The sequence below is a fragment of the Streptomyces sp. EDA2-14 genome (genome assembly GCF_054963755.1).
The window spans coordinates 1-13516 of sequence record NZ_JBUEGE010000011.1 but is presented as its reverse complement, the minus strand read 5'-3'; the positions used below and the strand labels follow the sequence as shown (position 1 = coordinate 13516).

14 protein-coding genes and 1 pseudogene are annotated in these 13516 nt (G+C 71.2%); 6 read left to right on the top strand and 9 right to left on the bottom strand.

Annotated features, from left to right (window positions below):
- Positions 1 to 10: 10 nt before the first annotated feature.
- The 5 genes and pseudogenes from ACY34M_RS24605 to ACY34M_RS24585 form a co-directional block, all read right to left on the bottom strand.
- A pseudogene (locus ACY34M_RS24605) lies at positions 11 to 157 on the bottom strand (cytidine deaminase); the annotation flags it as partial.
- A 35-nt stretch (positions 158 to 192) separates the two neighbouring features.
- Positions 193 to 714, bottom strand: coding sequence for a hypothetical protein (locus ACY34M_RS24600; RefSeq protein WP_462720458.1), 522 nt, complete (start codon positions 712 to 714; stop codon positions 193 to 195).
- 146 nt (positions 715 to 860) lie between these two features.
- Positions 861 to 1397: a sigma-70 family RNA polymerase sigma factor gene (locus ACY34M_RS24595; protein ID WP_462720457.1), complete on the bottom strand. Its 537-nt coding sequence runs from the start codon at positions 1395 to 1397 to the stop codon at positions 861 to 863.
- 128 nt (positions 1398 to 1525) lie between these two features.
- Positions 1526 to 2947: an amino acid permease gene (locus ACY34M_RS24590; RefSeq protein WP_462720456.1), complete on the bottom strand. Its 1422-nt coding sequence runs from the start codon at positions 2945 to 2947 to the stop codon at positions 1526 to 1528.
- Positions 2948 to 3056: 109 nt separating this feature from the next.
- Positions 3057 to 3518, bottom strand: coding sequence for a universal stress protein (locus tag ACY34M_RS24585; RefSeq protein ID WP_462720455.1), 462 nt, complete (start codon positions 3516 to 3518; stop codon positions 3057 to 3059).
- Positions 3519 to 3617: 99 nt separating this feature from the next.
- Between ACY34M_RS24585 and ACY34M_RS24580 the strand changes: the two genes are divergently transcribed.
- Positions 3618 to 4439 (top strand): polysaccharide deacetylase family protein, encoded by an 822-nt coding sequence (locus tag ACY34M_RS24580; protein ID WP_462720454.1) that lies wholly within the window; start codon positions 3618 to 3620, stop codon positions 4437 to 4439.
- A gap of 21 nt (positions 4440 to 4460) precedes the next feature.
- On the opposite strand, the gene ACY34M_RS24575 is transcribed toward ACY34M_RS24580, so the two are convergent.
- The 4 genes from ACY34M_RS24575 to ACY34M_RS24560 all read right to left on the bottom strand — a co-directional run bounded on the left by ACY34M_RS24575 (position 4461) and on the right by ACY34M_RS24560 (position 7205).
- Positions 4461 to 5123, bottom strand: a complete 663-nt coding sequence (locus ACY34M_RS24575) for a class F sortase (protein WP_462720453.1) — start codon at positions 5121 to 5123, stop codon at positions 4461 to 4463.
- A 16-nt stretch (positions 5124 to 5139) separates the two neighbouring features.
- The gene (locus ACY34M_RS24570; protein WP_462720452.1) at positions 5140 to 5646 is read right to left on the bottom strand and encodes a hypothetical protein; all 507 of its coding nucleotides are present in this window, start codon (positions 5644 to 5646) and stop codon (positions 5140 to 5142) included.
- A gap of 182 nt (positions 5647 to 5828) precedes the next feature.
- Positions 5829 to 6590: a bestrophin-like domain gene (locus tag ACY34M_RS24565; protein WP_462720451.1), complete on the bottom strand. Its 762-nt coding sequence runs from the start codon at positions 6588 to 6590 to the stop codon at positions 5829 to 5831.
- A 63-nt stretch (positions 6591 to 6653) separates the two neighbouring features.
- A complete protein-coding gene (locus tag ACY34M_RS24560) occupies positions 6654 to 7205 on the bottom strand; it encodes a hypothetical protein (RefSeq protein ID WP_462720450.1) in 552 nt (183 codons plus the stop codon).
- Between the two features lie 263 nt (positions 7206 to 7468).
- Between ACY34M_RS24560 and ACY34M_RS24555 the strand changes: the two genes are divergently transcribed.
- From ACY34M_RS24555 to ACY34M_RS24535, 5 genes are all read left to right on the top strand, one after another.
- Positions 7469 to 8428: an SCO0930 family lipoprotein gene (locus ACY34M_RS24555; protein ID WP_462720449.1), complete on the top strand. Its 960-nt coding sequence runs from the start codon at positions 7469 to 7471 to the stop codon at positions 8426 to 8428.
- 295 nt (positions 8429 to 8723) lie between these two features.
- Entirely contained in the window at positions 8724 to 9539 is an 816-nt protein-coding gene (locus tag ACY34M_RS24550) for an SAM-dependent methyltransferase (protein ID WP_462720448.1), read from the top strand.
- 44 nt (positions 9540 to 9583) lie between these two features.
- Positions 9584 to 11683 (top strand): putative bifunctional diguanylate cyclase/phosphodiesterase, encoded by a 2100-nt coding sequence (locus tag ACY34M_RS24545; RefSeq protein ID WP_462720658.1) that lies wholly within the window; start codon positions 9584 to 9586, stop codon positions 11681 to 11683.
- A 7-nt stretch (positions 11684 to 11690) separates the two neighbouring features.
- Positions 11691 to 11873, top strand: a complete 183-nt coding sequence (locus tag ACY34M_RS24540; RefSeq protein ID WP_462720447.1) for a putative leader peptide — start codon at positions 11691 to 11693, stop codon at positions 11871 to 11873.
- 124 nt (positions 11874 to 11997) lie between these two features.
- Positions 11998 to 13449, top strand: a complete 1452-nt coding sequence (locus ACY34M_RS24535) for a hypothetical protein (protein ID WP_462720446.1) — start codon at positions 11998 to 12000, stop codon at positions 13447 to 13449.
- The last annotated feature ends 67 nt before the right edge of the window (positions 13450 to 13516 follow it).

Genomic DNA, 13516 nt, shown 5'->3' with positions numbered 1-13516 from the left:
CGGGCCCGGTCTACTCGGCGTCGAGCTGGTGGTCGGCCCAGACGTAGCTTTCGGGCAGCAGGTCGCCCATGAGGACGGTGCGGAGGCGGTCGCCCACGGCGACGATCGTGTCCAGCTCGCAGGCGCCCCGGGCGCGGGCCGCGGCTGCCATGGTCATGTTCCCTGTCTTACTTCATCAGGCCTGACGTGGAACTAGAACAGCGAGATCGCCAAGTGGCCCAGCGGGAGCCCCAGTTGCCACGCGGGTGTCCACACGTGCGGGCCGTCCTCCTCGTCGGGGACCGGGACCGCGTCCAGGTCGGGGGCGAGGAGTTCGGTCTCCTCCAGCCATCTCCAGGCCGCCTCGGCGAGCAGCAGGTCGGGGGAGGGGCGCCGGGCGGCCGCGTCGAGGTCGAGGCGCTCCGCGAAGCGGTCGCGTACCCAGGACTGCCAGGGCTGGTCGTAGGCCGTGAGGGACAGCCAGTTCTCCAGCTGGGACACGACGCGGATACCGGACAGCTCGTCCCCCGCGTCGGACAGGAAGATCGTCAGGGCGAGCGCGTCACGCCCCGCCTTGAACTCGAAGGACGTGGGCGGCATCAGGTCGCCGGTCCGCAGCAACTCGTCCGCGATGTACTCCGCGTACAGCCATGCCATGGGGACGACGAGCCCGTCGCCCGGTCCGCCTTCGGCGCCGGACGTGCCGCCCGCGCCCTCTCCGTTCCCGTACCGCATCGCCTTCCTGCCTTCCTCCGGTCCGTGCGCTTCGCCGGCCCCCGGACCACCCGTCCCAACTCACCGGGGAGGACAGCGGATTACTCAATCGAGGAATGGGCGTGCGGAGCAAGGCGCTTTACCGATGCTTGACCTGGCGCACGGTTTCAGCGCAGGTCGGACGCGTACCCCGGAAGGACCCGGCGCAACGCCCGCAACGCGTAATAAGCGCGGGACTTAACGGTACCTGTGGGGATGCCGAGAGTGTGTGCGGCTTCCGCCACACTGGCGCCGTTGAAGTAGACCTCAAGGAGGACGGCTCGGTGCTCGGGGGTGAGGGTCGCCACGGCCTCCCGCACGTCGAGCGCCGCCGCGGAGCGCTCCGCGTGGTCCGCGCACACGCGGGCGCTCTCCAGGACGGCGTCGCCCACTTCGGCGGGCCGCGCGAGGCGCGCCCTGCGGGCGTCGATGGCGAGCCGCCGCCCCACGGTGAACAGCCAGGGCCGCACCGACTCGTACTTCGGGTCGAGCGCCTCCGGATGCTGCCAGGCCCGTACGTACGTCTCCTGGACCAGGTCCTCCGCGCGCTGGGCGTCACCGTCGCACAGGCGCAGCAGGAACGAGAACAGCGGACCGCCGTGTTCGCGCTGGACCTGGGCGAGGTCCTCCTCCGTCGTCGTGGGTGTCGTGAGCGCCGTCGTCATGGCCGTATGGCAGCGCAGCCCGCCCCGCCCGCCCAGGGGACGCGCGGGGCTCTGCGGCGGGCGGGGCGAAGCCCTCGACGAGCGGTGCGGTGAGCGGGACGGGCGGAGTTCGGCGGTCCGGAGCCGAATCAGTCGGATGTGCGGGCCAATTCGGACTTCTTGTACGAGTAGCCGAAGTAGATGACCAGACCGATCAGGAACCACACGGCGAACCGCACCCACGTCTGCCACTGCAGGAACGTGATCAGCCAGATCGAGAAGACGACACCGATGGCGGGCACGAACGGCATGGCCGGCGTGCGGAAGGTGCGCGGCAGCTCCGGCTGGCGGTAGCGCAGCACGATCACCGCGACACAGACCACGACGAACGCCAGCAGGATGCCGATGTTGGTGAGTTCGGCCGCCTCGCCGATCGGCAGGAACCCGGCGATGAGCGCGGAGGCCACGCCGACGATCCACGTCACACGGGTCGGCACGTGCCGCGTCGGGTGGGTCTTCGCGAACCACTTCGGCAGCAGGCCGTCGCGCGACATGGCGAACCACACGCGCGTGACGCCCAGCATGAACGTGAACATCACGGTGAGGATGCCGATGATCGCGCCCACCGCGATGACGTCCGCGAGCCCGCTCAGGCCCACCGACTTGAACGCGGTGGAGAACCCGCTCTCCGGGTCGATGTCCTTGTAGTTCTGCATGCCGGTCAGGACCAGGCAGGCGAGGACGTACAGGATCATCGAGATGATGAGCGAGTAGATGATCGCCTTCGGCATGTGGCGCTGCGCGTCCTTCGACTCCTCGGCCGCCGTCGACATGGCGTCATAGCCGAAGACCGCGAAGAAGACGGTGGCCGCGCCCGTGAACGCGCCGCTGACGCCGAACGGGAAGAACGGCGTGTAGTTGTCCGAGTTGATGTGGAAGACGCCGACGCCGATGACGAGCAGCACCACGAGGACCTTGAGCACGACCACGAAGGTCTCGAAGCGGGCCGCGTTCTTCATGCCCATGTTCAGCAGCCACGCGATGAGCAGACAGAGCGCGGCGGCGAACAGGTCGACCTTGTGGCCGCTGCCGGTGCCCGGCGCGCCCAGCATCCAGCTCGGCAGGTCGAGGCCCATCTCGCCCAGCAGGAAGCTGAAGTAGCCGGAGATGCCGATCGCGACGACCGCGACGATCGCCGTGTACTCCAGGAGCAGGTCCCAGCCGATGAACCAGCCGACCAGCTCACCGAGCACCGCGTAGCCGTACGTGTACGCGGACCCGGCCTTCGGGATGAGCCCGGCGAACTCCGCGTACGACAGGGCGGCCGCGGCGCTCGCGACGCCCGCGATGAGGAACGAGATGAGGACCGCGGGCCCCGCCGTGCCGTTGGCGACGGTGCCGGCGAGGGTGAAGATGCCCGCGCCGATGATGCCGCCGACGCCGATGGCGGTGAGCTGCCACAGGCCGAGCGAGCGGGTGAGCTTCCCGCCGGACTCCGTGTCGTCGATCTGCTCGATGGGCTTGCGGCGCAGAACGCCCTGCCCTCTCGAGATCTTCGGGGGGACGGACATGGGGACCTCACCTCTTGGCTGCTGCGAAGACGGCTGACGGCCGATCATGATGCCCCCGAGACAGCGGGTTCGGAAGACAGCAGCGCCGTAGAGGCACCCACGTAATTCTTTATGGGACGACCGTCACCGGCCAGCGCCCCGCCTTCACAAGGCGTACCGCGACCGAGCCCACGATGCGGTGGCCCGCCTGCTCGGACGCGCCGACCACCACCGCGTCCGCCTTCAACTCGTCGGCGGCCGTGACCAGACCGTTGAACGGGTCGCCGCGGAACGTGTGGAACTCCCAGCGGACGTCGTATATCCCCTTGACCCGCGCCGCCGAGGCCCGGATCTCCGCGATGAGCCCCTCCGCGATCTCGTCGGTCGTCTCGGCGACCGGCACCCCGAGCGCCGCCCCGCCCGTCATCACGGGCTGTACGTAGACGACCGCGAGCAGCGCCCGCTGCCTGCGGGCCAGGCCCCCGGCGTAGGCCGCCGCGCGGAACGAGGAATCGGAGCCGTCGACACCCACGACGATCACTTTCGGTCCGTCGGTGCCGCGTTCGAACTGATGTGGCTGCTCTTCGGTCACGCGGCAGAGGTTAACGGAGAAGCCGCCGATCAGGTGCTTTCCGGCGTCCCATCCGGTGGTTCCGCGGGCGCCGCCCGCGTGCCGTGTCACGCATTAATCATGACAAAGCATCAGCACCTCTCGGGTCGGCGGGCCTTGTTGCGCGGATTCACCGCGGTCGGTCTCGCCGCCGCGACCGGCTGCGCGGGCACCGACCGGCGCGCCGCCGCCCCGGCCCCGGCGGGCGGGGCCGCCGCTCCCGTGCGCGAGCCCTCCACGTACCGGCTGCGCCCGATGGCGGGACCCGGCCCGAGGACGGCCGCCCCGAAGGTGCGCACGGCGCCCGTCCTGCGCCTGGACACCGACCCCGACGACCGCGCCATGGCGCTCACCTTCGACGACGGACCCGACCCCGCGTACACCCCGGGGATCCTCTCGATCCTGCGCGAGCACGACGTGCGCGCCACGTTCCTCGTGTGCGGGCGCAGGGCGCGCGAGAGCCCCGACCTGCTGCGCAGGCTGGCCGACGAAGGACATGTCGTCGGCAACCACACCTGGACGCACCCGCTGCTGCTGAAGCTGGACCGCGCGCGGATCAGGGACGAGATCGGTCGCACCAGCGAACTGATCGAGCGGACCGTCGGCGAGCCCCCGGCGTGGTTCCGTGCGCCCTACGGCGCGTGGAACCGTCATGTCTTCGAACTGGGCACCGAACTGGGCATGGAGCCGCTCGGCTGGACCGTGGACTCGCTCGACTGGGACAACCCCGGCGCCCCGACGGTGATCTCACGGGTGGTGCGGCGCGCCGCCCCCGGTGTCATCGTCCTCAACCACGACGCGGGCGGCGACCGCTCCCAGACGCTCACCGCCGTACGCGCCTACCTGCCGCGCCTGCTGGACGCCGGATACCGGATGACGGTGCCGCGCCCGCACGGTGTGTGACACCACCTCTGAGGCGTGACGTCAGCGCGTCGACACCAGGCGGGCGAACGCCACGACGTTCCCCTCGTAGCCGTCGCGCTCGGAGAAACGGCCGCCGCACGTGATGAGCCGCAGTTCCGGTGTGCCGTGCGAGCGGTAGACCTTGCGGCCCGGAAAGTGCGACTTGGGGAACACCTCGACCCCGTACACCCGGAAGACAGCCGTCCTGCCGTCCGCGCGGCGGATCTCCACGTGGTGCCCCGCGTGCAGCGAGCCCAGGCCGTAGAAGACGGCGGGGCCGCGCGCGTTGTCGACGTGGCCCACGACGACCGCGGTGCCGCGCTCGCCGGGGGACGCCGCGCCCTTGAACCAGCCCGCCAGGTTCGCCTCCCGCGGCGGCGGCGCGTCGATCCAGCCCTCCGCGTCCAGGCCGACCGCCGTCACCGGGGCGTCGACCCGGATCGCCGGGACCCGCACCCGCTCGGCCGGCGAGAAGGGCAGCGGGCGCACGCCCCGCGCCGCGGCCGGCTCCGGTGCGCGGCGCTCGGCGGAGCCGGCCGCGGCGGCGGGCTGCGGCGGTCCCGGGTCGAGCTCCCCCGAACCGCTGCGCACGAGCGCGAGCCCGGTGAGCAGCGCCAGCGCGAGCACGCCCCACGGGGCGCGCCGCGCGGGCCGTTCCTCTTCCGCGAAGGACCAGTTCGACATGGGGGAGCGGGGCGGTTCAGGCGCTCTTGTCGCCGGTACGGCGGCGGGCCACGACGTACGCGGTGCCGAGCGCGCCCGCGATCAGGGCGCCGCCGAGGGCGACCTCCTGAAGGTCGAACCCGCCCGCGCTGCCGCCGATGCCGGCCTTCACGCCCTGCGGGACGGGGCTGGGGGAGGACTCGGGGCGGCCGGCCGCGATGGTCAGATCGGCCCTGCGGGGCTGCCCGCCGTCGCAGGTGAACGTCACCGTGTAGGCGGCGCCCTGCTTCGCGTCCCAGTCGACGGGGACCGTGCGGGAGCCCTCTCCGGGGTCGAGCGTGACGGAGTCGAAGATCCCGGCCGACACCTTGGTGTCTCCCTCGCAGCCCGTGGCCGAGAGGGTCACCTTGCCGCCGGCGGCGATGGTGGTGGGGGAGATGCCCGGCCGGAAGGAGTCCGAGTCCGAGGCGTGCGCCGAGGGCGCGGTGAGGCCGAGGGCGGCGAGCGAGAGCACGGCGGCGGATGCGGCACGTATCGCGTGCATGGTGGTTCCTCCGGGGTCCACGAGGAGCAGCAGCGGACCGTTTCCGCCGTGGGGGACAGGCCCCTCGATGCCCGAAACGCTATGGAGACCCCCGTACGGCCGCGATCCGTGTCGTACGAACGGGGCACACATGTGGGCCGGTCAGGGGACCTGTGGGCCACACGTGCGCCCCGCCGCGAGGGTCAGTGCACCGACGGGAAGAGCATCAGGAACGGCTCCGCCGTGGCCGCCACGCCCCGGCTGTACGGCGCGTCGAGGTCCCAGATCAGGAAGAGCAGGAACGCGATCAGGGACGAGAAGAGCCCGGCGAGGACCAGCTCGCGCTTCGTGCGGCGGATCTGCAGCGCGAAGATCATGCCGATGGTGACCAGGGCGCCTGCGATCAGACCGAACCAGACGACGCCCGGCATCGTGGCGCTCGTCGAGTCCGCGCGGCCGCCGCGGGCGTCGTCGGCTGCCGTCACCTGGTCGAGCAGCGGCTGGTAGGCCTGGGCCTGGAAGTCGTTCTTCGGTTCGTAGTCGGTGACGTCGTCGCGCACCTTCTTCAGCAGCGCGTCCCCCTTGGCGGTCAGTTCGCCCTTGGAGCGCATCGAGCCCCACTCGGTGGACACGACATGGCTGACATACCTGTCGACATCCGCGCGAATACCGTTCCGGACGTCCGCCGGATAGACCCGGACGCGTTCGTGGATCTCGTGCAGCGCCTGCGCCTCGTTGCGCACGTGGTCCTCCGCGGCGCTGCGGCCCTCCCAGACGCCGGCGATGGCGAGACCGAGGACGATCGCGTAGACCACGCCGATCATCATCGTCATGTACTCGATGACGTCGGGGGTCTCGGACGGGTCGTCGTCATCGCCGATCCTGCGCTGCTGCAGCACTTGGACGACGAGGACGACACCGCAGACCGCGAGGATCGCGAGGGCGAGAACAAGCCATTCCGACATCGACAACTCCACAAGAATTCAACAAGTTCAGCGGGGACGCAGGGTTCAGTGGGGACGCAGGGTTCAGCGGGGACGCAGCGCGGCGACCGCGAGCACGGCGGGCGCGGTGATGAGCAGGGTGAGCGTGACCAGGGACGGGCCGCCGCGCGGCGGTGCGCGGTGAACGGTGGGGCGGTAGGCCGGGTAGTGCACCGGCTTCGGAGCGGGCGACGGGCGTTTCGTATGCGTCGGAGTCGGCTCGGGCTTCGGCTTCGGAGGCGGTGCGGGGGCCGGCGGCGGAGGCGGAGGCGGGGGTGGCGTCGGTGTCGGTGTGGGCGGCGGGGGCGGCGGCGGTGGCGGCGGTGGTGGCGCAGGCTTCGGCGGCGGGGGCTTGGGCGCGGGCTTCTTCGGCGGGGGAGTGGTGGGGCCCGCGCGGCAGACGACGCCACTGCCGGAGACCGCCACCGCGTCGCCCGACGAGCCGCCGTCGACGGATGCGTACGCGCAGCTGTCCGCGGGGACGGTCAGCGGCGCGGCGCCGGCGGCCGCGCTCGGCGCGCCGCACAGCCACGCGGTGGCGAGCACCGCGACGACGCGGGTGACCAGGGCTGACCCGGAGCGCTTGGTTCGATGCACGCCCAAGATCCTGGGCAGCGGGGAACCACGGCACGCCGGGGCGAACACGGAATGGCCCGAAGGTGGGGCGCGGGAGCATTCGGGTTTGCGGCCGTGCGCGGGCCCGCCACCGCACCCGCGCCCCCACCCCCGCCGCGTGCGCCCCGCCGCACCGCAAGAAATCTTTCCCCGCATTGAACACAGCCGTCACCGCCGCCCGTACCTAGGGCCATGTGCGGCCCGGCCGGGATCGCACAACACCCAAGCAATGTGCGGGAGTTGAGATGAAGACCTCCTGGCGGAGCGCCTCGCTCGTAGCGACAGCTGCGGCCCTGCTGGCGCTGACGACGGCGTGCGGTCAGGACCAGGGCGACCAGAGCGCAGCCGGTCAGAACGTGGGCAACGCGGCCCCGGCCGAAGGCGGCTACGGGTCCTCCGGCGGCTACGGATCGGCGGACGGCGCGGACGCGGGCGCGGCGAAGGCCAAGTCCGCCGGACAGCTCGCCTCGTGGGACAGCAAGGAACTCGGCAAGGTGCTCACCGACACCGACGGGATGACCCTGTACCGCTTCGACAAGGACACCGCGCAGCCGCCCAAGTCGAACTGCGACGCGGCGTGCCTGAAGGCCTGGCCCGCCGTCCCGGCGAGCGGCGCCAAGGCGGCGCCCGGCGTCGACGGGTCACTGCTCGGCGAGGTGACCGCGGCCGACGGCACGAAGCAGCTGACGGTCGACGGCTGGCCCGTGTACCGCTACGCGATGGACAAGAAGGCGGGCGACGTCAAGGGTCAGGGCGTGGGCGGCACTTGGTGGGCCGCGGCCCCCGACGGCAAGAAGGCCAACAAGAAGGCGGAGCAGGAGGCCGGGACGAGGCCGGCCGACCTCAAGGGACTGTCCACGCGCAAGGACCCGAAGCTCGGTGAGATCGTCGTCGACAAGAACGGCATGACCGTCTACCGCTTCCTCAAGGATTCCGCCTGGCCCATCAAGTCGAACTGTGTCGGCGCCTGCGCCGAGAAGTGGCCCGCGCTCGCTCCGGTTGCGAAGAATGACACCCAGAACATTCCACTGAAGGGATACATGACCTTCACGAGGCCCGACGGGACGAAGCAGCAGACCCTGAACTGCTGGCCCGTCTACACCTTCTCCGGGGACAAGAAGCCAGGTGACACGAACGGTCAGGGCGTGGGAGGCACGTGGTACGCGGCGGCTCCGGATGGAAAGCCGGTAGGCGCCCCCAAGTAACAACCGGGAGGGTCCGGTGCGTTCGGTGAGGCGCTCACAGTAGAGTCGTCAACGGAATTGGCTCGTTGCCGGTCCGTTCCCCGCATGGCCAGGTCGGGCCGTGTGGAGGGAGCGGGCCGGTTCTTTTCGTCAGGGAATGAGAAGGTTTCGGGATGGTTTCGGATCGTTGCCGATTGGCGCGTACCGGAGGCAGTGACCGGGAACGGACGGTCAATTTCCGTTTTGACTCGCTCCTTTGGCGGTGGATCAGTAGCCTCGGCTCGAACACCGGCACCGCGACGCCATGGAGAGATTGATGCAGCGACCCGCCTGGGCCCCACAGGGCATCGACATCTCTGTGCCCAGTGTGTCCCGAATCTACGACTTTTACCTGGGCGGTTCGCACAATTTCGAGGTCGACCGGGAGGCCGCCCGCAAGGCCATGGAGTTCCTGCCGGGGCTGCCGAAGATCATGCAGGCGAACCGGGCGTTCATGCGCCGGGCCGTGCGGTACGCCGCCGACCTCGGCATCACACAGTTCCTGGACATCGGCTCCGGCATCCCGACGTTCGGCAATGTGCACGAGGTGGCCCAGCGGGCCTGCCCCGGAGCGAGCGTGGTGTACGTGGACCATGACCCCGTCGCCGTCGCGCACAGCCGCGCGGTCCTCGCCGACGTCCCGCACACGGGCGTCGTCACGGCGGACCTGCGCAGGCCGCGGGAGATCCTGGAGAGCCCCGAGGTCGCCGAACTGCTCGACCTGGAGCGGCCGGTGGCACTGCTCCTCGTCGCCGTGCTGCACTTCGTCGAAGAGGCCGAGGACCCGTACGCGGCAGTGGCCGAACTCGGCGAGGCGCTCGCACCGGGCAGCCTGCTCATCGTGACACATGCCTCGAATGAGGGCATGTCCATAGAGACGGAGCGGGCGGACGGCATGGTCGACGTCTACCGAAACGATGTCCGCAATCCGCTGATCATGCGGAACCGCGATGAGATCAAACGGTTCTTCAAGGGGTACGAGGTCGTTGAACCGGGCATCGTGGCGATGCCGGTGTGGCGGCCCGACACCGCACCCGAGGACGAGGACCCGTACACCTTCGCGGGCTATGTGGGAGTGGGGCGCAAGGCGTGACTGAAGTGCCGGGCGGACCGGAAGACAGAGTGCGCGGCTTCGCCATGATCTGGAGCCGGGCGATTTTCCCGGTCACGGCGACCTCCCTGACCCGGCACGAGTTCGAGGAAGAACTCGTGCCGCTCGCGCGCCGGCTGCGGGCCGTGCTGGCCGCGCCGACCCTGGACGGCGGCGAGGCGCAGGCCGTCGGCGCGGCCCTGGTCACCGCGCACTGCACCGACCCCGAGGCACTCACCCTCACCCTCGACGTGGTGGAGAGCCATCTCGTCGAGCGCTGCGGCGAGGAGGCGCCCACCGCGCAGCGTGCGGAGGAGCTGCGCTCGCGCTGCGCCCGCATCCAGCACGCGATGGCGGCGGGCTTCGCGGCGGCGCTGCGGGAGCGCACCCGGGACGAGCAGGAGGCCATATCGCACGCCGCGCTCAACGCCCGCAGCGCCGTGGCCGAGGCCCTGCACGCGAGCGAGGCCAAGTTCCGCGCGGTGTTCCACGGAGCGGCGATCGGCATCGGCATCGCCGACCTCGACGGCACCATCCTCGAGGTCAACGACACGATGGTGCGGATGTTCGGCGGCAGCAGACACCAACTGCTGAGCCTTAAGGCCCACCAGCTGACACACCCCGAGGACTCCCCGCACATCTGGCGGATGTACAACGAGCTGGTGCAGGGCGACCGGGAGCACTACCGGGTGGAGAAGGCGTACTCGCGCCCGGACGGCACCGCCCTGTGGACCAACCTGACGGTCTCGCTGCTGCGCGACGCCGACGGCGCGCCCCAGTACCAGCTGGCGCTCATGGAGGACGTCACCGAGCGCCGCCTGCTGAATCTGCGGCTGCGCTACGAAGCCACCCACGACGCGCTCACCGGGCTGCCCAACCGCACCCTGTTCTTCGAGCGCCTGGAGAAGGTGCTCGGCGCGGGCGAGGGCATGCGCTTCGGCCTGTGCTACCTCGACCTCGACGGCTTCAAGACCATCAACGACAGCCTCGGCCACGCGGCGGGCGACCGGCTCCTCGTCGAGGTCGCCGACCGCCTGTCGGCCTGCGCCACCGCCCCCGGCGAGATGGTGGCCCGGCTCGGCGGCGACGAGTTCGTGGCCCTCACGACCGGCATGGACACCGAGGCCGAGGTCGACGAGCTGGCCGGACGCATCATGCACGCTCTGGCCGCCCCCATCCGCATCGACGGCCGCGAGCTGACCGTGCGCGGTTCGGTCGGCATCGTCGAGGGCCCGGCCGCCGAGCGCAGCCCCGCCGAGGTGCTGCGCAGCGCCGACATCACGATGTACCGGGCGAAGTCGGCGGGCGGCAACCGCTACGAGGTGGCCGACCCGGAGGCCGACGCCCGCGCCATCACCCGGCACGGGCTGACGACGGCGCTGCCCGCCGCCCTGGACCGCGGCGAGTTCTTCATCGAGTACCAGCCCCTGGTGCACCTCGGCGACGGCAGTGTGCGCGGCGCCGAGGCACTGGTCCGCTGGCTGCACCCGCAGCACGGTGTCCTGGGACCGGACCGGTTCATCCCGCTCGCCGAACACACCGGGCTGATCGTGCCGCTCGGCCGCTGGGTCCTCGAGGAGTCGGTCCGCCAGGCGCGGGTCTGGCAGGACAGGTACGAGGAGGCGGGCCCGTTCCGCATCAACGTCAACCTGTCCCCGATGCAGCTGACCCACCCTGGCCTCGTGGCGGACACCGTCGACATCCTGGAGCGCTTCGGGCTCGAACCGGACGCGCTGTGTCTGGAGGTCACCGAGTCGGCGCTGATCGGCGCGGACGACGACCTCCTGAAGCCGCTGCGCAGGCTCTCCGAGATGGGCGTCGACATCGCGCTCGACGACTTCGGCACCGGTTACTCGAACCTGGCGAACCTGCGTCGGCTGCCCGTGAACGTCCTGAAGCTGGATCGTTCCTTCACCCGGGGCATGCAGCAGTTCCCCGCGGACCCCGTCGACCTGAAGATCGTCGAAGGCATCGTCGCACTGGCCCACAGCCTCGACCTCTCGGTCACCGTGGAAGGCGTCGAGACCGGCGCCCAGGCCGAACAGCTCAGGCACCTCGGCTGCGACACGGCCCAGGGCTGGTACTACGCCCGCCCCGGCCCTCCGGACCGCCTGCACGAACTGGCCTTGGCGGACGCGACGGGGTGAGCATCGGGTGATCCGCCGGGGTTCCACGGTCGAGGGAGCCCCGGAGTCCCATGTCCGGTGTGTGGGACGGCTCTTGACCGGGGCCCGGCGGGCTGTTTCGATCGGCCTCGTGCATCCGCGACCCGATCTCACCCGACGTCTCCACGTCGATCTCGTGCGCGTCGCCGGTGCCTGTTGTCGCCCGAGCTGACGGTCGGCGTCCAGCGCTGAGTCCCGCGCGCCGATCCGCCTCCTGCGACTTCTCCCTGCCGCGCTCCGCGCGGTGCGCCGCCGCCCGTGCCCGGCGCGCTCCCTCTCCCTGCCCTGGAGACCTCATGCCTTCCCGCAGAACCGCGGGCGCCTCCGTCGCGCTCGCCGCCGCCCTTCTCGCCGCCTCCGCCCTCGGTCTGCCGCCCGCCGCGGCCGCCGCCTCCTCGTATCTGCCGGCTCCGCCGCACAACCCGTACGCGGGCCCTGACGGCACCGCCACCATGCACGGTGACACCGGTTCCTCCGACCTGACCCCACTGGCCGGACCCGGCGCGGGCAGCCTCACCGCCGAACGCACCGCGCTGGCCTCGGCCTGCCCGACGGTGCTCATCGGCTCGGACGGCTATCCGGTGGCCCTGTGCACACCGATCTTCGGACAGGTCCCCACGGTGCATCTGCTCGATCCGGAATCCGGGGACTCGCTTGCCGAACTCGCCCTGACCAAGGGCTCGTTGCTCGGTGGTGTCTACGCGTACATCGACGACCGCGACCGGCTCACCGTCGTCGACGGCAGCCGTTCCCTGCTGCGCATCGGACACCACCGCGACGCCGACGGCGAGTGGCGGCTGAGGATCGACCAGAGCCTGTCGCTGGCCTCCGCGATCCCCGAGGACGACGCGGTCACCGGCCTGTCCCCGGACTGGCGGGGCCGGGTCTGGTTCGCCACCGGCGCAGGCGTCGTCGGCACGGCGGACGACCGCACCGGCACGGTGCGCGCGCTGACGCTGCCCACGGGCGAGCGCGTCTCCAACAGCATCTCCACCGCCCCGCAGGGCACCGCCGTCACCTCCACCCACGCCACCTACCTGCTCAACGCCGACACCGACGGCACCCCGCACATCACCTGGCGCCGCTCCTACGACCGCGGGCAGGCCCGCAAGCCGGGCCAGTTGAGCTGGGGCAGCGGCTCCACTCCCACGTTCTTCGGGCCGAAGACCGGCACCGAGTACGTGACCGTCGTCGACAACGCCGACTCCACCGTCGACCTCCAGGTGTACGCCACCGCGACCGGCGCGCCCGTCTGCTCCGTGCCGGTTCTGCTCGCAGGCGGTGCCGGCAGCGAGAACTCTCCGATCGGAGCGGGCCGCAGCGTCTTCGTGGCCAGTACCTACGGCTACCCGTATCCGGCCGTCCCCGCCGACGCCGGTGACTCCGTCCCGTCCTCGGCGTCGTTCAAGGGCGGGCTCAGCCGCGTCGACGTACGCGCCGACGGCTCCGGCTGCGACCTGGTCTGGGACAACACGCTGCGCTCCGCCGCCGTGCCCCGCCTGTCCACCGCCGACGGCCTGCTGCGGACGGTGCTGCGCGACCCGGTGATCCCCGGCACCGACTCCACCGGTCTCCTCGACCCGTACCGGTACGCCGAGATCGATCCCGCGACCGGCAAGGTGACCCGCAGCAAGCGGACCGGCATCGGCTCCCTCTTCGACAGCCTCCAGATGGCCGGCACGATCGGCCCCAACGGCACCTACTACCAGGGCACCATCACCGGAGTGGTCCGGGTGAGGGCACATTAGAGCCCCGCCGGCGATTGAGGCGCGGGGTCCGGGGCAGCGCCCCGCGACCGCAACGCCGGCTAACCGA

Bases quoted from the DNA above. Each gene is read 5' to 3' on its own strand.
- ACY34M_RS24600 (WP_462720458.1), bottom strand. From the start codon at position 714: ATGCGGTACGGGAACGGAGAGGGCGCGGGCGGCACGTCCGGCGCCGAA.
- ACY34M_RS24595 (WP_462720457.1), bottom strand. From the start codon at position 1,397: ATGACGACGGCGCTCACGACACCCACGACGACGGAGGAGGACCTCGCC.
- ACY34M_RS24590 (WP_462720456.1), bottom strand. From the start codon at position 2,947: ATGTCCGTCCCCCCGAAGATCTCGAGAGGGCAGGGCGTTCTGCGCCGC.
- ACY34M_RS24580 (WP_462720454.1), top strand. From the start codon at position 3,618: ATGACAAAGCATCAGCACCTCTCGGGTCGGCGGGCCTTGTTGCGCGGA.
- ACY34M_RS24575 (WP_462720453.1), bottom strand. From the start codon at position 5,123: ATGTCGAACTGGTCCTTCGCGGAAGAGGAACGGCCCGCGCGGCGCGCC.
- ACY34M_RS24570 (WP_462720452.1), bottom strand. From the start codon at position 5,646: ATGCACGCGATACGTGCCGCATCCGCCGCCGTGCTCTCGCTCGCCGCC.
- ACY34M_RS24565 (WP_462720451.1), bottom strand. From the start codon at position 6,590: ATGTCGGAATGGCTTGTTCTCGCCCTCGCGATCCTCGCGGTCTGCGGT.
- ACY34M_RS24555 (WP_462720449.1), top strand. From the start codon at position 7,469: ATGAAGACCTCCTGGCGGAGCGCCTCGCTCGTAGCGACAGCTGCGGCC.
- ACY34M_RS24550 (WP_462720448.1), top strand. From the start codon at position 8,724: ATGCAGCGACCCGCCTGGGCCCCACAGGGCATCGACATCTCTGTGCCC.
- ACY34M_RS24545 (WP_462720658.1), top strand. From the start codon at position 9,584: ATGATCTGGAGCCGGGCGATTTTCCCGGTCACGGCGACCTCCCTGACC.
- ACY34M_RS24535 (WP_462720446.1), top strand. From the start codon at position 11,998: ATGCCTTCCCGCAGAACCGCGGGCGCCTCCGTCGCGCTCGCCGCCGCC.